The sequence below is a fragment of the Pseudomonas bubulae genome (assembly GCF_900618535.1).
GTDB lineage: Bacteria > Pseudomonadota > Gammaproteobacteria > Pseudomonadales > Pseudomonadaceae > Aquipseudomonas > Aquipseudomonas bubulae.
Genome location: NZ_UYJA01000002.1, coordinates 77,169 through 96,022 on the forward strand (window position 1 = coordinate 77,169; position 18,854 = coordinate 96,022).

21 protein-coding genes are annotated in these 18,854 nt (G+C 60.0%); 11 read left to right on the forward strand and 10 right to left on the reverse strand.

The window, feature by feature from the left end; genetic code table 11:
- Positions 1–11 precede the first annotated feature (11 nt).
- Together PPTH39_RS06985 and PPTH39_RS06990 are read right to left on the reverse strand one after the other, a co-directional pair.
- Positions 12–701, reverse strand: coding sequence for a class I SAM-dependent methyltransferase (locus PPTH39_RS06985; protein ID WP_094999469.1), 690 nt, complete (start codon positions 699–701; stop codon positions 12–14).
- On the reverse strand, positions 698–1,147 hold the full coding sequence (locus tag PPTH39_RS06990; protein ID WP_094999468.1) for a hypothetical protein: 450 nt from the start codon (positions 1,145–1,147) through the stop codon (positions 698–700). Before PPTH39_RS06990 ends, PPTH39_RS06985 begins: the two co-directional genes overlap by 4 nt.
- 139 nt (positions 1,148–1,286) lie before the next feature.
- Between PPTH39_RS06990 and nrdR the strand changes: the two genes are divergently transcribed.
- From nrdR to PPTH39_RS07045, 10 genes are all read left to right on the forward strand, one after another.
- The gene (gene nrdR, locus PPTH39_RS06995; protein ID WP_029611200.1) at positions 1,287–1,751 is read left to right on the forward strand and encodes a transcriptional regulator NrdR; all 465 of its coding nucleotides are present in this window, start codon (positions 1,287–1,289) and stop codon (positions 1,749–1,751) included.
- Positions 1,748–2,881, forward strand: a complete 1,134-nt coding sequence (gene ribD / locus PPTH39_RS07000; protein WP_165446500.1) for a bifunctional diaminohydroxyphosphoribosylaminopyrimidine deaminase/5-amino-6-(5-phosphoribosylamino)uracil reductase RibD — start codon at positions 1,748–1,750, stop codon at positions 2,879–2,881. Before nrdR ends, ribD begins: the two co-directional genes overlap by 4 nt.
- A 46-nt stretch (positions 2,882–2,927) precedes the next feature.
- On the forward strand, positions 2,928–3,590 hold the full coding sequence (locus PPTH39_RS07005) for a riboflavin synthase (RefSeq protein ID WP_086795767.1): 663 nt from the start codon (positions 2,928–2,930) through the stop codon (positions 3,588–3,590).
- A gap of 16 nt (positions 3,591–3,606) precedes the next feature.
- Positions 3,607–4,698: a bifunctional 3,4-dihydroxy-2-butanone-4-phosphate synthase/GTP cyclohydrolase II gene (ribBA, locus tag PPTH39_RS07010; protein ID WP_094999467.1), complete on the forward strand. Its 1,092-nt coding sequence runs from the start codon at positions 3,607–3,609 to the stop codon at positions 4,696–4,698.
- A gap of 90 nt (positions 4,699–4,788) precedes the next feature.
- A complete protein-coding gene (gene ribH, locus PPTH39_RS07015) occupies positions 4,789–5,265 on the forward strand; it encodes a 6,7-dimethyl-8-ribityllumazine synthase (RefSeq protein ID WP_003444275.1) in 477 nt (158 codons plus the stop codon).
- On the forward strand, positions 5,262–5,762 hold the full coding sequence (gene nusB, locus PPTH39_RS07020) for a transcription antitermination factor NusB (protein ID WP_095019065.1): 501 nt from the start codon (positions 5,262–5,264) through the stop codon (positions 5,760–5,762). Before ribH ends, nusB begins: the two co-directional genes overlap by 4 nt.
- Before the next feature lie 15 nt (positions 5,763–5,777).
- Entirely contained in the window at positions 5,778–6,737 is a 960-nt protein-coding gene (gene thiL, locus PPTH39_RS07025) for a thiamine-phosphate kinase (protein ID WP_095019064.1), read from the forward strand.
- 223 nt (positions 6,738–6,960) lie between these two features.
- A complete protein-coding gene (ribA, locus tag PPTH39_RS07035; protein ID WP_165446501.1) occupies positions 6,961–7,578 on the forward strand; it encodes a GTP cyclohydrolase II in 618 nt (205 codons plus the stop codon).
- The gene (locus PPTH39_RS07040; protein ID WP_094999463.1) at positions 7,575–7,994 is read left to right on the forward strand and encodes an MFS transporter; all 420 of its coding nucleotides are present in this window, start codon (positions 7,575–7,577) and stop codon (positions 7,992–7,994) included. Before ribA ends, PPTH39_RS07040 begins: the two co-directional genes overlap by 4 nt.
- Positions 7,994–8,785, forward strand: a complete 792-nt coding sequence (locus tag PPTH39_RS07045) for a cobalamin-binding protein (protein ID WP_095039123.1) — start codon at positions 7,994–7,996, stop codon at positions 8,783–8,785. Before PPTH39_RS07040 ends, PPTH39_RS07045 begins: the two co-directional genes overlap by 1 nt.
- A 98-nt stretch (positions 8,786–8,883) precedes the next feature.
- On the opposite strand, the gene PPTH39_RS07055 is transcribed toward PPTH39_RS07045, so the two are convergent.
- The 4 genes from PPTH39_RS07055 to PPTH39_RS07070 form a co-directional block, all read right to left on the reverse strand.
- A complete protein-coding gene (locus PPTH39_RS07055) occupies positions 8,884–10,767 on the reverse strand; it encodes a TonB-dependent receptor domain-containing protein (RefSeq protein WP_095039124.1) in 1,884 nt (627 codons plus the stop codon).
- A gap of 187 nt (positions 10,768–10,954) precedes the next feature.
- A complete protein-coding gene (dxs, locus tag PPTH39_RS07060) occupies positions 10,955–12,853 on the reverse strand; it encodes a 1-deoxy-D-xylulose-5-phosphate synthase (RefSeq protein ID WP_094999460.1) in 1,899 nt (632 codons plus the stop codon).
- A gap of 132 nt (positions 12,854–12,985) precedes the next feature.
- A complete protein-coding gene (gene ispA, locus PPTH39_RS07065; RefSeq protein ID WP_095019061.1) occupies positions 12,986–13,873 on the reverse strand; it encodes a (2E,6E)-farnesyl diphosphate synthase in 888 nt (295 codons plus the stop codon).
- Entirely contained in the window at positions 13,870–14,112 is a 243-nt protein-coding gene (locus PPTH39_RS07070) for an exodeoxyribonuclease VII small subunit (RefSeq protein WP_019824297.1), read from the reverse strand. Before PPTH39_RS07070 ends, ispA begins: the two co-directional genes overlap by 4 nt.
- Before the next feature lie 379 nt (positions 14,113–14,491).
- Here PPTH39_RS07070 and PPTH39_RS07075 point away from each other — a divergent pair, with 379 nt between their 5' ends.
- The gene (locus tag PPTH39_RS07075) at positions 14,492–15,574 is read left to right on the forward strand and encodes a PDDEXK nuclease domain-containing protein (RefSeq protein WP_094999458.1); all 1,083 of its coding nucleotides are present in this window, start codon (positions 14,492–14,494) and stop codon (positions 15,572–15,574) included.
- 210 nt (positions 15,575–15,784) lie between these two features.
- On the opposite strand, the gene PPTH39_RS07080 is transcribed toward PPTH39_RS07075, so the two are convergent.
- The 4 genes from PPTH39_RS07080 to PPTH39_RS07095 all read right to left on the reverse strand — a co-directional run bounded on the left by PPTH39_RS07080 (position 15,785) and on the right by PPTH39_RS07095 (position 18,843).
- Entirely contained in the window at positions 15,785–16,525 is a 741-nt protein-coding gene (locus tag PPTH39_RS07080) for a LexA family transcriptional regulator (RefSeq protein ID WP_094999457.1), read from the reverse strand.
- Between the two features lie 207 nt (positions 16,526–16,732).
- The gene (ppa, locus tag PPTH39_RS07085; protein ID WP_016779241.1) at positions 16,733–17,260 is read right to left on the reverse strand and encodes an inorganic diphosphatase; all 528 of its coding nucleotides are present in this window, start codon (positions 17,258–17,260) and stop codon (positions 16,733–16,735) included.
- A gap of 101 nt (positions 17,261–17,361) precedes the next feature.
- The gene (locus PPTH39_RS07090; RefSeq protein WP_130871815.1) at positions 17,362–18,174 is read right to left on the reverse strand and encodes a M90 family metallopeptidase; all 813 of its coding nucleotides are present in this window, start codon (positions 18,172–18,174) and stop codon (positions 17,362–17,364) included.
- A gap of 15 nt (positions 18,175–18,189) precedes the next feature.
- Positions 18,190–18,843: a DedA family protein gene (locus PPTH39_RS07095; RefSeq protein WP_094999455.1), complete on the reverse strand. Its 654-nt coding sequence runs from the start codon at positions 18,841–18,843 to the stop codon at positions 18,190–18,192.
- Positions 18,844–18,854: the final 11 nt, after the last annotated feature.

Here is an 18,854-nt window from a genome sequence, read left to right on the forward strand (position 1 = left end):
AATAAGAGCAACTATAAAGGCTGGGCGCAGTGGCTGAAAGGCACAGGCTCGCGTTGTGCGTGATACAGGCTGACGTTGCGAAATTCGTGGGGCTCGGCCAGGTCGGGCAGGGTCAGGGCCTTGAGCATGGCCAGTTGCCGATAAAGCGGGTGCTTGAAGTCGCGTACGCGGGAATCGGCTACCAGGGTCTGCTGGCCGCGGCTAGGGAACTGATCCAGCAGCGGCAGGTTTTCGCGGTCGTAGAGCACATCAGCCACCAGGATCAGATCGAACCGGTCCGCCTCGGCAAAAAAATCGCTGGAGTAGCCCAGCGCGACATCGTTGAGCTGGGCATTGGCCCTGCAGGCCGCCAGTGCCAGCGGGTCAAGGTCACAGGCCACCACTTCCAGCGCCCCGGCCCTGGCTGCTGCAATCGCTGCAACGCCCGAACCGGCACCAAAATCCAGAACGCGCTTGCCCTTGACCCACTGCGGTTGCTCGGCCAGAAAGCGTGCGAGCGCCAGCCCGCTGGCCCAGCAAAAGGCCCAGTAGGGAGGTTCGTAGAGAATGCGCCGGGTTTCGTCGGGGGTGAAGGCGCGATCCATATTGTGGGCATCGATCAACCAGAGTTTGAGCGCGGTGCCGGGCAAGTCGGTCGCCACCAGCCGCGCATCACCCAGCAACTCGCTCAACGACTGCTGCAGGCCAAACGGTATATTCATGGTGCTTTGACGAAGGCCAGGGTACCCAGCGCCTGCGTGGTGGGCTGGTTGATGATCCGCGAAGGCAGATGCAGGATCAATTGCCCGGACTGGCTGGCGCGGCCGCGCAGCTCGACCCGCATCCCGGTCGGGAAGGCTTGCGGGTTGAAGCGCAGCTTGAAGGGCAGCGCCTGGCTGTTGCCGAGGATCTTGCTGCTGGCCATCAAGCCTTGGGGGCGGCCACGATCGTCAACGATCAGCATGGCCAGCTCGACCTCGGCGCCTGCCGGCACACCGGTCAGCACTCCGCTCAACTCGCGCTGATATGACGGCAGCGGGCCAAGGTCAGCCGGGGCATCGGTTTTTGGCTGCGTCAGCACTTGGGGCTGTGCCGATTTTGGCGGCTCACTGCTACAAGCGACCAGCAAACTGGCAAGGCACAGCAAAACAAGCGTTCGTAGCGGCATACACGGCTCCAGCGGCAGGTCAGTCGGTGTATCAGATTGTGTAAAAGATAGTAGCCCGTCTGTATACCGTAAAGCCTATGGCTTGTCTTGCCAGTGGGATGCGCTAACATGGCGCTCCCCATTTTTGTTGGCTGCCACCATGCACTGTCCCTTCTGCGGTGCCAACGACACTAAAGTCATCGACTCGCGTCTGGTTGCCGAGGGCGACCAGGTGCGCCGCCGGCGTGAATGCCTGGCCTGTGGTGAACGTTTCACCACCTTTGAAACAGCTGAGTTGGTATTACCCCGCCTTATCAAGCAGGACGGCAGCCGCCAGCCGTTCGATGAAGAAAAGCTGCGCGCCGGCATGCAGCGTGCGCTGGAAAAGCGCCCGGTGAGTGTCGAGCGTCTTGAAGCCGCGCTGGCCCGGATCAAGCACAAGCTGCGCGCCACTGGCGAACGCGAAGTCAAATCGCTGGTTGTTGGTGAACTGGTCATGGGCGAGCTGCAAAAGCTCGACGAAGTGGCCTATATCCGCTTTGCCTCGGTCTATCGACGTTTCCAGGACTTGAACGAGTTCCGCGAAGAGATCGACCGTCTTGCCCGTGAGCCTTCCAAAGAATGATCCAGTCCACAGAACAATCGATTTTAGACACCCATTACATGGCGCGGGCCATCGAGCTGGCGCGCAACGGCTTGTACACCACCCACCCCAACCCCCGTGTCGGTTGCGTCATCGTACGTGACGGGCAGATCGTCGGCGAAGGCTGGCATGTGCGCACCGGCGAGCCCCATGCCGAAGTCCACGCCTTGCGCGCGGCCGGTGAGCTGGCGCGGGGCGCCACGGCCTATGTCACCCTTGAGCCGTGCAGCCATCATGGGCACACCCCACCGTGCGCCGAAGGGCTGATTAGCGCAGGTGTGGCGCGTGTGGTTGCAGCCATGCAGGACCCCAACCCGGAAGTTGCCGGGCGTGGCCTCAAGCGTTTGGCCGATGCCGGTATTGAAGTGCGCAGTGGTGTGCTGGAAGCCGATGCCCGGGCGTTGAACCCTGGTTTTCTCAAGCGCATGGAGCACGGTCTGCCGTTCGTACGGGTCAAAATGGCCATGAGCCTTGATGGCCGCACCGCGATGGCCAACGGCGAAAGCCAGTGGATCACCGGGCCAGAAGCGCGCTCGGCGGTGCAGCGTTTGCGGGCCCAGGCCAGTGTGGTGCTGACGGGTGCGGATACCGTGCTGGCCGATGGCGCCCGCCTGACCGTGCGCGGCCCTGAACTGGGCCTGAGCCCCGAGCTGACCGCGCTGGCGCTCAGTCGTCCGCCGTTGCGGGTGTTGATCGACGGGCGTTTGCGGGTGCCGCTGGATGCACCGTTCTTCAAGGCCGGGCCAGCGCTGGTTGCCACCTGCGTGCCGCCTGCCGAGCAATACCGTACCGGGCCCGAGTGCCTGGTGATCCACGGCGCCAATGGCCAGGTCGACCTGCGCAAGTTGTTGCAGGCGCTGGCCGCCCGCGGCGTCAACGAAGTGCTGGTGGAGGCCGGGCCGCGTCTGGCGGGGGCTTTTGCCGAGCAGGGGTTGGTGGATGAATACCAGATATTTGTCGCGGCCAAGTTTTTGGGCTCTACGGCGCGGCCATTACTGGAGCTGCCGCTGACCCATATGAGCGAAGCGCCATTGCTCAAAATTACCGACATGCGCGCGGTAGGCGATGACTGGCGAGTCACTGCCATACCTGTGCCGTCAGCGAGCGTATAATTCTCAGCCTTCGTGTTACGCAGGCTTTGTTCTCAAGGGGAACGCCATGTTTACCGGCATCATTGAATCCATCGGCAGCATCCGTGCATTGACCCCCAAGGGCGGTGATGTGCGAGTTTCCATCGACACCGGCAAGCTCGACCTGAGCGACGTCAAACTCGGCGACAGTATCGCCATCAATGGCGTGTGCCTGACCGCCGTTGAGCTGTCGGGCAACGGCTTTGCCGCTGACGTCAGCCGCGAGACCCTCGATTGCACCGCGTTCAACGACTTGAAAAGCGGCAGCCGGGTCAACCTGGAAAAGGCCCTGACCCCGACCACGCGCCTGGGCGGTCATCTGGTCAGCGGCCACGTTGATGGCGTGGGCGAGGTGATCTCCCGTGAGGAGAACGCCCGTGCCATCGAGTTCCGCATCCGTGCACCCAAAGAACTGGCCAAGTACATTGCCCATAAAGGCTCGATCACGGTCGACGGCACCAGCCTGACGGTGAACGCGGTCAATGGCGCCGAGTTCTCGCTGACCATCATTCCGCACACCCTGAGCGAAACCATCATGGGTGACTACCGTCCGGGTCGCCGGGTCAACCTCGAGGTCGATTTGCTGGCGCGCTACCTTGAGCGTTTGCTGCTGGGTGACAAAGCTGCCGAGCCGACCTCGGGTGGCATCAGCGAAAGTTTTCTGGCCGCCAACGGCTTTCTCAAATCCTGACGTAAGGGGGTGCCGCGTGGCGCTCAACAGCATCGAAGAACTGGTTGAAGATATCCGCCAAGGCAAGATGGTCATCCTCATGGATGACGAAGACCGCGAGAACGAAGGCGACCTGATCATGGCCGCCGAGTGTTGTCAGGCCGAGCACATCAACTTTATGGCGCGCTTTGCCCGTGGCCTGATCTGCATGCCGATGAGCCGCGAGCGTTGCGAACTGCTCAAGCTGCCGTTGATGGCACCGCGCAACGGTTCCGGTTTTGGCACCAAGTTCACGGTCTCGATCGAAGCGGCCACCGGCGTCACTACCGGCATCTCTGCCGCTGACCGCGCGCGCACCGTGCAAGCGGCGGCCGCCAAGGACGCCAAAGCCGAAGACATCGTCAGCCCGGGCCATATCTTCCCGTTGATGGCTCAAGCCGGTGGCACCCTGGCCCGCGCCGGCCACACTGAAGCCGCCTGTGATCTGGCGCGCATGGCCGGGTTCGAGCCAAGCGGAGTGATCTGCGAAGTGATGAACGACGATGGCACCATGGCCCGTCGCCCTGAACTGGAAGCTTTCGCGGCCGAGCACGGCATCAAGATCGGCACCATTGCCGACCTGATCCACTACCGCATGATTCACGAACGTACCGTTCAGCGGATTGCCGAGCAGCCACTGGACAGCGAACTGGGCCAATTCAATTTGGTGACCTATCGTGATTCAGTCGAAGGCGATGTGCATATGGCACTGACCCTGGGCAAGATCTGCGCCGAAGAACCGACCCTGGTGCGCGTGCATAACATGGACCCGCTGCGCGACCTGCTGATGGTCAAACAGCCCGGCCGCTGGAGCCTGCGCGCCGCCATGAGCGCGGTGGCTGAGGCCGGCAGCGGTGTGGTGCTGTTGCTCGGTCACCCCCTGGATGGCGATGTATTGCTGGCCAATATCCGCGAAACGGCAGACCACGCGCCGGTGAAAAAACCGACCACCTACAGCATCGTCGGTGCCGGTTCGCAGATCCTGCGTGACCTCGGTGTACGCAAAATGCGCCTGATGAGTTCACCAATGAAGTTCAATGCCATATCCGGTTTCGATCTGGAAGTTGTAGAATACGTGCCCTCCGAATAAAGACCGGTCGTGTCCAGTCCGAATTCGTGGCCCAATATCCTAAAGAGCGCATGCAAATGCGCTCTGGCTCTTTAATACGAGACATACCGAATGACCCTGAAGACCATCGAAGGTACCTTCATCGCCCCCAAAGGTCGCTACGCACTCGTAGTTGGCCGTTTCAACAGCTTCGTCGTCGAAAGCCTGGTGAGTGGTGCCGTTGATGCCCTGGTTCGCCACGGTGTGAACGAAAGCGACATCACCATCATCCGCGCACCTGGCGCGTTTGAAATCCCGCTGGTCGCGCAAAAAGTTGCCCAGCGCAACGAATTCGCCGCCATCATCGCCCTGGGCGCCGTGATTCGTGGCGGTACTCCGCATTTCGAATACGTTGCTGGCGAGTGCACCAAGGGCTTGTCCCAAGTGTCCATGCAGTTCGGCGTACCGGTTGCCTTCGGCGTGCTGACCGTTGACTCGATTGAACAAGCCATCGAGCGCTCGGGCACCAAAGCTGGCAACAAAGGCGCAGAAGCTGCCTTGTCCGCCCTTGAAATGGTTAGCCTGTTGGCACAGTTGGAGGCCAAGTGATTTCCGACGAAAGCGATCGTTTCAACCCGCGCGACCCGAAACCTGCGGACGCTGGCAAGCCTTCCAAGAGCGCCAAGCGCCGTGAAGCGCGTCAACTCGCAACTCAGGCCCTGTACCAATGGCACATGGCCAAGCAGTCGCTGAACGAAATCGAAGCGCAATTCCGCGTCGATAACGACTTCTCCGACGTTGATGCTGCCTACTTCCGTGAAATCCTGCACGGCGTGCCTGCGCACAAAGGCGAGATCGATGCTGCCCTGGTTCCGTGCCTGGACATCACCATCGAAGAACTCGATCCGGTTGAGCTGTCTGTTCTGCGCCTGTCCACCTGGGAGCTGATCAAGCGTGTTGACGTGCCTTACCGCGTTGTAATCAACGAAGGCATCGAGCTGGCGAAAGTGTTCGGCTCCACCGACGGCCACAAGTTCGTCAACGGTGTGCTCGACAAATTGGCGCCACGCCTGCGTGAAGCTGAAGTAAAGGCTTACAAGCGCTAAACCGCGCTGTCGGCCATGGGCGAGTTTGAGCTGATCCGCAACTTCTTCGCTGCCGCGCCCTGTGCGCAGGGCGGCGAGGGTGTTGCCCTGGGTATTGGCGACGACTGCGCCCTGCTGGATGTTCCCTTCGGGGAACAGCTGGCGATTTCCACCGACACCCTGGTAGCCGGGGTGCACTTCGCAGATCCCTGCGACCCTTTCCTGCTCGGTCAGCGTTCGCTGGCAGTGGCGGCCAGTGATTTGGCGGCCATGGGCGCAACTCCTGTCGCATTTACCCTTGCCCTGACCCTGCCGACGTTTGACGCCGAGTGGCTGCAAACCTATGCCCGTGGTTTGAACCTGATGGCCCAGACCTGTGGCCTGCGCCTTATCGGTGGCGACACCACGCGCGGGCCATTGTGTCTGACCCTTACAGTTTTCGGGCGAGTGCCCACGGGCCATGCCCTGACCCGCAGCGGCGCGCGCCCCGGTGACCTGCTGTGTGTGGGTGGCGAGCTGGGCAATGCGGCCGGGGCGTTGCCGTTGGTGCTGGGGCAGCGCACCGCGGCATCGATGATCGGCGAACCGTTGCTGGCCCATTACTGGTCGCCACAACCGCAGTTGGCGCTGGGCCAGGCCCTGCGTGGTAAAGCCACCTCGGCGCTGGATATTTCCGATGGCCTGCTGGCCGATTGCGGGCATATCGCGGCGGCGTCGAAGGTGGGGCTGGCGATTGAACTCGACCGGGTGCCGGTCTCGCTGGCGCTGGAAGAGTTCCTGGGCGAGGCGGGAGCGCAACAGGCAGCGTTGAGCGGCGGGGATGACTATGTACTGGCGTTTACCTTGCCTGAGGTTGAGGTGCCGACCCTGCTGGCCGATGGCTGGCCTATCCATGTGATTGGTCGCGTGGTTGAAGGGCAGGGCGTCACGCTGCTGGATGACGAAGGCCTGGACATTACTCCGGCAGTCCACGGCTATCAGCATTTTCGTGCGTGACCCTGTGGGAGCGGGCTTGCTCGCGATGGCAGCGCCACGTTCAGCCTGATACACCGCATCGCCTGTTTCGCGAGCAAGCCCGCTCCCACGGGGCCTGTGTAGCGTAAGTCATCAAACTTTTAGATATTTATCCTCGGTAATTCAGCCTAAGCGTCTGTAGGAACCTCCTGTTACAATGTCGCCTCTGCGAATTTCCAGTACTCAAACTGATCAGGAGCACACGGTGCCTGTCGTTTTCGTTGCCGCTTGCAAATTACCCACCCCCTTTGCCGAGTTCACTATGCATGGCTTCCTTGAGAAGGCCACGGGTCGTGAACACGTTGTGCTCAGTTTGGGCGACGTTACAGACGGTGCGCCGGTTCTGGGGCGTGTGCATTCCGAATGCCTGACCGGTGACGCCCTGTTCAGCCAGCGCTGCGACTGCGGCTCGCAGCTTGAAGCCGCCTTGCAGGCCATTGCCCGCGAAGGTCGTGGCGTATTGCTGTACCTGCGTCAGGAAGGCCGTGGCATCGGCTTGCTCAACAAAATCCGTGCCTACGAGTTGCAAGATGGCGGCGCCGATACCGTTGAAGCCAACGAGCGCCTCGGCTTTGCCGCCGACCAGCGCGATTACGCCATTTGCCTGCCGATGCTGGAGCACGTAGGCGTGCATTCGCTGCGCCTGATGACCAACAATCCGCGCAAGGTCAAAGCCCTGACTGACATGGGCATCACCGTGGCCGAGCGTGTGCCGCTGCACACCGGGCACAACCCGCACAACAAGCTGTACCTGGCGACCAAAGCCAACAAGCTAGGGCACATGATGGGTAACCAGCATCAGAGCGAGGCTGACCCGGCATGACCCGTGGCCAGCGTCGTCGGCGCCTGAGTTTCAGTTGGTGGCAACAGCTGCTGCTGACCCTGCTGCCTCTGGTGCTGGTCTGCTGGTTTTTCGGCAGCGCCGAGCCGTTGCTGCCTGAGTTGGCAATGCCGTTATTTATTGCGGGCGTGGCTTCGATGTTCGTCACCCTGCGCACGTTCGGGCCTTACAAACATGGCCTGATCAATCTGCAGAAAGCCCTCGACACCCCACAGGAACCTGCAGCCTGGGATGAGTTGGCGCGTGCACGTCAGCGGTCCCTGCTGGCGGCGGGGCTGCCCACCTGGATTGCCACGCTGGCGGTGTTTGTCGGGCTTGAAGGCGTACCGCTATTGCTGCTGGTACTGTCAACGCTGGTGCTGTTTTACCTCTATCGCGTCCCCCGCCAGGTAGGCTGATGCGCGTCTGGCTGGCAGCTCTGTTGCTGACTGTCAGCTTTTCTGCCCAGGCTGTCAGCCGCGTGGTGAGCCTGTCACCGTCCCTTTCTGAAATGGTTGTCGAACTCGGCGCCGCCGATTTGCTGGTAGGGCGTCTGGAAGCAGGGGAGCCGTTACCTGAGCTTGCCGGCGTGCCTTCTGTGGGCCGCTACGGGCAACTGGACATGGAGCGTCTGCTCAGCCTGCAACCCGACCTGCTTTTGCTTTGGCCAGGCAGTGTGGGTGTTGCCCAGCGCGAGCAATTGCGTAACCTGAATATCCCCACCTTCACCGCCGAACCGGCAAGCCTCGATCAACTGGCCGATCAGGTTGAAGCCCTGGCCATCGCCCTGGGTCGCCCGCAGCGTGGAAGGGAGCAGGCAACGCAACTGCGCCAACGTCTGGCACAACTGCGTGAACAGTACCGGACTGACGTGCCTGTGCGGGTGTTTTATCAGGTGTGGGATCAGCCGCTGTACACCATCGGCGGCGGGCAAATCATCAGTGATGCGCTGGCAGTGTGCGGGGCAAGCAATGTGTTTGACCACCTCAAACTGCCGGCGCCGCAGGTTGGTATAGAGTCTGTGTTACAGCGTAATCCTGAGGTGATTATCGCCGGCACCCAGGCGCAGCTGGATGCCTGGAAAGCCTGGCCGCAGATCGATGCGGTCAAGCATGGGCGTTTGCTGCTATTGGCCGACAAGGGCCTGGAGCGTCCGAGCGGGCAGATGCTGGAAGCGACGGCCAGATTGTGTGAGCAATTACAGAGATAAAAATTATCTGTGGGAGCGGGCTTGCTCGCGATGCAGGTGATGCGCAGTGTCAGGTAAGTCGCGGTGATGCTATCGCGAGCCATCCCGCGCCCACAGGTTTAGAACGTCGGCGTCCAGGTAATTGCCAGCTGCAGCGAGCGCCGTTCTTCGCGGTAGCCATAGTAGTTGCCGTCATAGCTGTACAGCGCGCGGGTGAAGCTTTTGTCCAGCAGGTTATCGACCTTCAGGTCGAGCCGCACTTCTGAGCTGGCCTGCCAGTTGCCGCGTAATCCCAGCAAGCCATAACCGCCAACGGGCTGCTTGTTGTCTTCATCATTGAAGCTGCTGCTCACCGCTTGCCAGCTGGCGCCGACACCTACCTTGTCAAATTGCCGATCCAGATCCAGGCTCAAGGTACGGCGTGCGCGGCGGCTCAGGGTATGGCCGGTATCACGATCGCGCGGGTCAATAATCGCGATACCCAGGCTGCTCTGCCAGCCGAACCATTCTTGCTGCAACGCGCTTTCGAAACCGGTGATCCGTGCTGCGCCGATGTTCTGCTGAATAAAGTCGGCATCGGCCACAATCGCGTCGCGAATATCGGTGCGATACAGCGAGGTTTCCAGGCGACTGGTCTCACTTAGCTGACTGCGCCATTGCAGCTCGTAGCTTTTTGAGTATTCCGGCTTGAGATCGGGATTGCCGAACTGCGGGTAGTACAAGTCATTGAACGTCGGTGCGCGAAACCCTTCACTGTAAGTCAGCATAACGTCGTTGTCGGCGTTCAGCGGCACCGTCAGGCTGGCGCTCCAGGTGTTGTGGCTGCCAAATTGCTGGTTCTGGTCGTGACGCAGGCCCAGCTCGGTCGAGAAGTACTCGCCGTGGAAGCGGTGCTGAACAAACGCGGCGCGGTTCCAGCGGCTGTCTTCCTCGAAAACGGTGCTGCTGCGTACCCGGTCTTGATAGGCGTCGGCGCCGAGGATCAGGCTGTTTTGATCGTCCAGCGTCAGGTTGTTCTGCCAGTTCAGCGAGTCGCGATAGGTGTTGAAGCTGTAGATCTCGGCGCTGAGTTTGTCCCGGGTTTTTTCACGGTTTTCGCTGTGGCCCAGCTCCAGGCGCGAGTTCCAGCGTTCGTTCAGTTGCGCGTCGATAAAACTGCCGACGCTGCTGATATCAAAATCGCTGTAGAGCTGTTGGCCACTGACAGTCTGGGTCTGCGGGTCCCAGCGCCCGAACGAATTGTCGAGTTCGGTCTTGCCGACGTTTTTCATGGCCGTCAGGCCAATTTCAAGCTCTTGGTTCAGGTAGTGGCTCAGGTTCAGGCTCAGTGACTTGTTGCGATAGGCGTCGTGGTCGCTGTCGCTGGGGAAGGATTCGTGGGTGCGGTTGATCCCGGCGGTTTGTTCCAGGCTGCCACTGAGGTTGTAGCGCGTTTGCCCGTCGCCACCGGAGATGCCCAGGCTGTTTTGCGAGCTGCCATAACTGCCCACTGCACTATGCAGGCGAAGCTGCGGGGCTTGATCGGCACCGCGTCGGGTGAAAATCTGGATCACACCGCCAATCGCATCGCTGCCGTAGATCACCGAGCGCGAGCCGCGCAGCACTTCAACCCGCTCGATCTGATCGATATTGAGGTACTGCAGATTGCTGTCGGCCGAAGTGGCATTGGCCATGCGCTGGCCGTCGACCAGCACCAGGCTTTGCGCCGACTTGGTGCCGCGAATGTAAATCCCCGGCAAACCGCCGCGTCCACCGCTGCGGGCCACTTGTACACCGGGTACCCGGCCGAGCAAGTCGGTCAGGCTGGTGGGTTGCAGGCGGTCGATATCGTCACGGGTGAACACGCTGTTGGCGCTTGTGCTGTCCGAGCGAGCCTCGACCTGGCGATTGCCGGTGATCAGGGTCTGCGGGAGTTTGAGCGCATCTTCGCGCTCCAGCGGCTCTGCATGCAAAGGGCAGGCGGGGATAAAACCGAGGATCAGGGCAAGACGAAGGCGTTTCATGGTGTCTCAACAGGGTGTTGGGCGGATCGTAGCAGCTGCCGTAGGAACTAGGCTGCGTCCGGTGGCGTAGCCACCGTAAACCATGCCTCGCGGTGTATCAGTATCACCGAGGGGGGCGGATTTACGATCGCTTCGCAATCGAACGCAGCCTGCGGCAGCTGCTACGAAATCGCGCAGACCAAGTGGCTCAGAGCCCCAGGAGTTCCATGCGCTGACGCACCGAGGCTTCGATACCTGCCGCATCCAGGCCGCATTCGGCCAGCATCTGGCTCGGTTTGGCATGTTCGACGTAAATATCCGGCAAGCCCAGGTGCAGCACAGACTTGAGCACGTTTTCACGGGCCAGGAACTCGCTGACGCCGGCGCCTGCGCCGCCCATGACAGCGTTCTCTTCGATGGTCACCAGCAGCTCATGGCTGGCAGCCATTTCGCGAACCAGCTCTTCATCCATCGGCTTGACGAAGCGCATGTCGACCACGGTGGCGTCGATTTTTTCTGCCACTTGCAGGGCTTCTGCCAGTTGCACGCCGAATACCAGCATGGCGACTTTCGAACCCTGGCGACGAATCACGCCCTTGCCGATTTCCAGCGGCTCGAGGTTTTTTTCGATCACTGCGTTCGGGCCTGTGCCGCGAGGGTAACGCACTGCCGCCGGGCCGTTGTACAGGTGGCCGGTGGTGAGCATTTTGCGCAGTTCGTTCTCATCGCTCGGGGTCATGATAAGCATGCCCGGGATGCAGCGCAGGAACGACAGATCGAAGCTGCCTGCGTGGGTCGGGCCGTCTTCGCCCACCAGGCCGGCACGGTCGATGGCGAACAGCACGTCAAGATTCTGCACCGCGACGTCATGCACCAGCTGGTCGTAACCGCGCTGCAGGAACGTCGAGTAAATTGCCACTACCGGCTTGGAGCCTTCGCAGGCCATGCCGGCAGCAAAGGTCACGGCATGTTGCTCTGCAATCGCCACGTCGAAATAGCGCTTTGGATACCGCTCGCTGAACGCAATCAGATCCGAGCCTTCTTTCATGGCCGGGGTGATGCCCACCAGGCGCTCATCGGCAGCGGCCATGTCGCACAGCCACTCGCCAAACACGGCGGAGTACTTGGGCCCGCTGGGTGCCTTCGGTGCAGCTTTCGGAGCATTGAGCGGTTCGAGCTTGGTGATGGCGTGATAGCCGATCGGGTCCGCTTCGGCCGGAGCGAAGCCCTTGCCTTTTTTGGTGACGATATGCAGAAACTGCGGCCCTTTGAGGTCGCGCATATTGCGCAGCGTCGCGATCAAGGTCGGCAGGTCGTGGCCATCGATCGGGCCGATATAGTTCCAGCCCAACTCTTCGAACAGGGTGCCGGGTACCAGCATGCCCTTGGCATATTCTTCTGTGCGCCGCGCAATTTCCCACGCACCAGGCAGACGCGAGAGCACCTTTTTGCTGCCTTCGCGCATGCTTGCATAGGTGCGGCTCGACAGGATCTTGGCCAGGTAGTTGGACAAACCACCAACATTGCGCGAGATCGACATGTCGTTGTCGTTGAGGATCACCAGCATGTTGGCGTCGACTTCGGGCGCGTGGTTCAACGCCTCAAACGCCATGCCCGCAGTCAATGCGCCGTCACCGATCACGGCAATCGCCTTGCGCTCGCTTTTTTGCAGGCGGGCGGCAATGGCCATGCCCAGCGCTGCGCTGATCGAGGTGCTGGAGTGGCCGACACCAAAGGTGTCGTACTCGCTCTCGGCACGACGCGGGAAAGCGGCAATGCCGTCTTTCTGACGTAATGTTGCCATCTGCTCGCGACGGCCCGTGAGGATTTTATGCGGATACGCCTGATGGCCCACGTCCCACACCAGCCGGTCGTCCGGGGTGTCGAACACGTAGTGCAACGCGATGGTCAGCTCAATGACACCCAGGCCGGCACCGAAATGCCCGCCCGTCTGGCCGACGGTATAGAGCAATTCCAGGCGCAACTCATCGGCCAGGGTTTCCAGCTCGGCTTCTGCCAGGCGGCGCAGGCCCGCAGGCGTGCCTGCCCGGTCAAGCAGGGGCGTAGTCGGACGGTTGCGGGGAATCTCTTGAAACGTCGTTGGCATCAGGCGAATCGTTATAGGTATAAGAAGAGGCGGCAGTTTACCTTATGGAACGTAAGCTGCCCACGCAGTCTGGCATTCGTTCGTAAGACCTTGGCATTAGAGCTGTCAGAAAACGTTACTGAGCAGCGCCCTTTAGTGGCGTCGCTCAACGATATAACGTGCCAGTTCACGCAGCGGTTCGGCGGCTGCATCAAAATGTCGCAGGGCGTTGAGCGCCTGGTCGCGCAGCTCAAGCGCATAGCCTTTGGCCTGCTCCAGCCCCATCAGGGCGGGGTAGGTCGGTTTGTCCCGTGCTATGTCGGCCCCCTGGCGTTTACCCAGAGTTGCGGTATCGCTTTCAACATCCAGAATGTCGTCCTGAACCTGAAACGCCAGGCCAATGGCCCGTGCATAAAGGCTCAGTGCGTGCAGGTTGTCTTCGTTTGCATGACCGCTGGCCAGGGCGCCCAGTTGCACGCTGGCTTCGATCAGGGCGCCGGTCTTGTGCCGGTGCATGTATTCCAGCGCGGCCTGGTCGAGCTTGAGCCCCACCGAACCGAGGTCGATCGCTTGCCCGCCGACCATGCCCGCCGGGCCTGCAGCAAAAGCCAGGGCCGTGACCATGCGCAAACGGGTGTCGGCGTCCAGGTTGCTCAGGCGCGGGTCGAGCAAAGCGCTGAACGCCAGGCTTTGCAGGCCGTCGCCCGCCAGAATGGCGCAGGCTTCGTCGAACGCTTTGTGGGTGGTTGGCTGGCCGCGACGCAGATCGTCATCGTCCATTGCGGGCAAGTCGTCGTGCACCAGCGAATAGGCGTGGATCAATTCCACGGCACAGGCCGCGCCATTGGCTTGCTCAGGTGTACTGCCGAGGGCTTCGCAGGCGGCATAGGCCAGCAGCGGGCGAACCCGTTTGCCGCCATTCATGACGCTGTAGCGCATGGCCTCATAAAGACGGGCCAGCTCGGGAGCCGGAGCGACAAACAGGCTTTCAAGCGCCGCATTGACACGGGCCTGGCTGCTGATCTGGTAAGCATCAATCATTCGGACTGTTCCGCATCAAAAGGCTCTTGTGCCAGCTCACCGTCACGCTCAAGCAGGATCTGTACTTTCTGCTCGGCCTGGGCCAGTGCGCCCTGGCAATCACGGGTCAGGCGGATGCCTTGTTCGAAGGCGGTCAGGGAATCTTCCAGCGACAGCTCGCCATTTTCCAGACGCTCGACCAGTGTTTGCAGGTCAGCGAGTGACTGTTCGAAATCCGGGGAAGCTTTTTTGCGGGCCATGGCGGCATTCTCGGTAGGCGTTAAAACCGGCTGACACTAGCAGACGGCGGGTTTTGGGGCAAATCGACAGGGCGCCCTGCGCACGGCCACCATAAAACACAGGCCGTAAAAAGCACCTTGCGGAAGTGTTGCCTTGCGCCGGATTACAGATCGGGCGACTAAACCCGACCGCTGATTTTGCAGCGATGGCCCGAGACTATTTCCCGAGTTTGGCAGGCGTAAGCGAACGGGATTTTTCTCGGAAGTTTCACGAGAATGAAAGCGAAGTGTCGTACGAAAAGACCGAATTTAAAGGCTTATGTTGTGTGCCCTGCCAGCGATTGGATCTGTGCACTGCAGATGTTTCGAGCACGCTGGCGTGGTCACGAGAGAAAAAGCCATGAGTGAAACTCCTGTTGGTTTGAGTGCGCAGCCCGAGGGCTACAGTGACTGGTTGAGCGATCTTAAAGGCCGCATTCATGGCGCCCAGCAGCGCGCCACGTTGGCGGTGAACCGCGAGCTGGTGCTGCTGTACTGGCAAATCGGTCACGACATTTTGACCCGCCAGACACAGCAAGGTTGGGGCACGAAAGTGATTGAGCGTCTGGCGCTGGATCTGCGCGCAGCCTTCCCGCACATGAAAGGTTTCTCGCCACGCAACCTCAAATATATGCGTGCCTTTGCCCAGGCATGGCCTGACACAGCAATTGTGCAAGAGGTGCTTGCACAATTGCCCTGGTATCACCAATTGGCGTTGCTGGACAAACTCCCCGGCCCAGAAACCCGCCGCTGGTATGCGGCCAAGGCCATCGAACACAACTGGTCGCGAAATACGCTGGTCATGCAGATCGAGGGTCGTTTACTGGAGCGCAGTGGCAAGGCCGTGAGCAATTTTGAAAACTTCTTGCCCAAACCCCAGTCCGATTTGGCCCGTGAGTCGTTGAAAGATCCCTACCGTTTCGACTTTCTTGGCCTCGGCGCTGATGCGCACGAGCGAGAGATAGAAACTGCTCTAGTCAGGCATGTCACCGACTTTTTGCTGGAGCTGGGCGCAGGTTTTGCCTTCGTCGGCAAACAAGTGCTTTTGAATGTGGGAGGTGACGAGTTTTTCATCGATCTGCTGTTCTACCACCTCAAGCTGCGCTGCTATGTAGTGGTTGAACTCAAGGCCGGTAAATTCAAACCGGAGCACCTTGGGCAGTTGGGTTTTTATCTGGCCGCCGTGGATGGGCAGGTCAAGGATCCCCAGGACAGCCCCACCATCGGCCTGTTGCTGTGCTCCAGCAAGAACAAGGTGGTGGCCGAGTACGCCTTGCGCGATAACACCCGGCCCATCGGCGTGGCCGAGTACCAGTTGGTAGAGTCACTGCCAGCAGAGTTGCAGACCAGTTTGCCCAGCATCGAACAGATCGAACGCGAACTGGCGGGTGATGGCGTCGCTATCGAGGAGTGTCGAGTGAACGAGGATTATTTCAGGCATTAAAAAGCCGGCTTGTGGCCGGCTTCTCGGGGGCGGGTTTGGCTTATTTTTGGTAAGCCGTACTCGCCTTCAATCGGGACATCCAGCGCGTTGTGGCTGGGTGTGGGGCGTAGCGGCTTTTTGCTGCCTGGCCCTGCATTCCGGCTCGCGTGCCGCGAGGGGGAGTGCACAAGTGCGACGAATCATACTGGGGTTTGAGTACTTTTCCCAGACCTAAGGTTGTTCGTCCAGTTTGTAAGGCACTGGCGGGCGTCGCTGGCTAAGCGTGGACCACCAGAATACCCAGCCCAGTATCCGTATCTGCTGCGCATGGACTTCTGTTGCGTCAAAGACTTCGTCCGGATACTCCAGGCAGTTGTGGCTGCGGATGCGCAGGCCGTTGTTGGGCAGGCGGTAGAGGTATTTGATGCGCAGCATGCCATCCTGCTCGAGCGCGTAGATTTCACCGTCGACGATTTGGGTCAGGCTGCGGTCGATGGCGACTGTGGAACCATCCTGGATCCTGTGCGCCATGCTGTTGCCAATCATGGGTGCGCAAATGGCCTGGTCGGGGCTGACATCCAGGGCCTGCAGGGTCGAGCAACTGAGCCGCACGGTGCAATCAGGAATTTTCACCACATGGGTTTTGCCTGATCCGTCGGGGTGCAAGGTTTCGTTGTAGAAGGGCGCGTCAATATCGCAGGCATTAGCCGGTTTGGGCTGTCCGGTCTGGGCAGGCGATTTTTCATCGTTGCTGCTGACAAGGCCCGGATGCTTGACGCCCTCGCCGGTACGTAGCCAGCGGCTGTTGACGCACAGCAGTTCGGCGATTTCGTCCAGGCGAGCCATCGGAATGCCCCGTTTGAACCAGTTGTTGACGTGCTGCGGCGTAACGCGGCGATTGGCTGCGAAGTCCGAAGCGGTTAAATGGCACTCCCGCAGGAGGGCTTTCAGGCGATCACCGGATGTATTCATGAACACAGAGTCTACGGGCAAGCCAAGCCTGTTTAAATAAACTAAGCGTTCAAAAAAAAACGGTAAAACCAGAAAATTCCTAGGCTTGCAGCGATATTTCCTACTGGCATTGACTGGGCATTTTGCGCGCCGTAAACAGGCTGTTTTATTGCGTTTATGCAGGCATAAAAAAACCCCGGCGAGCCGAGGTTTTTTTTAACCGCTTGCTTAGCCTTTGTAGGCCGCAACCGATTTGGTGATTTCGGCACGGGCAGCTTCAGCATCGCCCCAACCTTCGATCTTCACCCATTTGCCTTTTTCGAGATCTTTGTAGTTCTCGAAGAAGTGCTGGATCTGCTGGATCAGCAGGGGTGGCAGGTCGGTGTACTCTTTCACGTCAACGTACAGCTGGGACAGCTTGTCGTGAGGCACTGCAACCACTTTGGCATCGCCGCCGCCGTCGTCAGTCATGTGCAGGATGCCAACCGGGCGAGCACGGATAACCGAGCCTGGAGCTACCGGGTAAGGGGTAACCACCAGCACGTCCAGCGGATCACCGTCGTCAGCCAGGGTGTTAGGGATAAAACCGTAGTTGGCCGGGTAGAACATCGGGGTGGCCATGAAGCGGTCAACGAACAGGCAATCGCTGTCTTTGTCGATTTCATATTTGATCGGCGCGTGGTTAGCCGGAATCTCGATAGCGACGTAGATGTCATTCGGCAGGTCTTTGCCAGCCGGAATCTTGCTGTAGCTCATTGGGCGGTGCCCCCGTTAGTAGGCCAGTTTGTTTGGCCGATTTGGCCAAAAAGTGGCGGCGATTATAGGCGTATTCCTATAAGGACGTCACCCTTGGGCGATCAGTGCTGCGCGCGGTATTCGGGGTGTTCGCTTTGCAGCTGCTTGAGGCGTGCCAGCGTGTCCTGACGATAAAACAGGCTCAGTTGTTGATAGACCAGCGGGTAGGCATGGTTCAACAGGTCGGGTACGCTGAAAAAGTACTCGCTGGTGACCGCAAAAAACTCCGCCGGGTTTTCGGCGGCATAGGGGTCGATAGGCGCGTGGTCGGGGTTGTGGTGGTCGAGGTAGTGATTGAGATGGTCGTAGGCCTGTTGCATGGCCTGGGTCCAGTCACTGACATGCATGCTGCTGTGCAAGGGCGGCATGCCATTCGCGGCACCATTGAGCATGTCCAGCTTGTGCGCCAGTTCGTGGATGACCAGGTTGTAGCCTTCCCAGCCACCGCTGGCCAGAACGCCCGGCCATGCCAGAACGACCGGCCCATGCTGCCAGGCTTCACCGCTGTGATGGCCTTCCCATTCATGCTCTACACCGCTGGAATCGCGATGGCGCTGGGGGCTGACGAAGTCGTCGGGATAGAGCACGATTTCGTGAAAGCCCTGGTACCAGTCCAGGTCACCCAGGTTGAGCAGCGGCAATTGCGCCTGAGCGGCCAGCAACAGCCGGCCCTCTTCGGTCAGCTCAACCCCGGGCATGGGGGTGAGGTGCTTGGCTTGCAGAAACAATACGCTGCTGTCGCGCAGCCATTTGTCCTGCTCGTCATTCAGCCCGTCGAGAATGCTCAGATGCTGGCGCACGTTGTGCCATACGTCAGGCGTTACCGGGTGCTGCGCAAGGATTCGCTGGCGCCGCCATTCACTTAGAGACCACATGGTGGTGTCTCCCGATCAGGCTTTGGCTTTGGCTGGAGTACGGCCCAGACGACTGCGGATCACGCCAATAATCATCGGTACCAGCGACAGCAGAATGATGCCCACCACCAGCAGCGACAGGTTCTTCTTGATAAATGGCACATTGCCGAAGAAATAACCCAGAGTGACCAGGCCGCCAACCCACAGGATGGTGCCGAATACGCTGAACATAAAGAAGCGCGGGTAGAACATGCGCGCCACACCGGCAACAAACGGAGCGAAGGTGCGGAAAATCGGCAGGAAACGGGCCATGGTTACGGTTTTACCGCCATGACGCTCATAGAAGTCGTGGGTTTTTTCCAGGTAGTCGCGACGGAAGATTTTCGAATTCGGGTTGCTGAACAAGCGCTCGCCTGCCGTTCGTCCGATAACGTAGTTGGTGCTGTCGCCCATGATCGCAGCCAGCATCAGCAAGCCTGCGAGCAGTACCGGGTCCATGCCGCCGCCGGCAGCTACGGCGCCCGCGATAAAGAGCAGCGAATCACCCGGCAAAAACGGCATGACCACCAGACCGGTTTCGCAAAAAATCACCAGAAACAGGATGGCGTAGATCCATGGCCCGTAATTGTTTACCAGCATGTCGAGGTACACATCGAGGTGCAGGATAATGTCGATCGGGTTGAAATCCATGTGAAGCACCT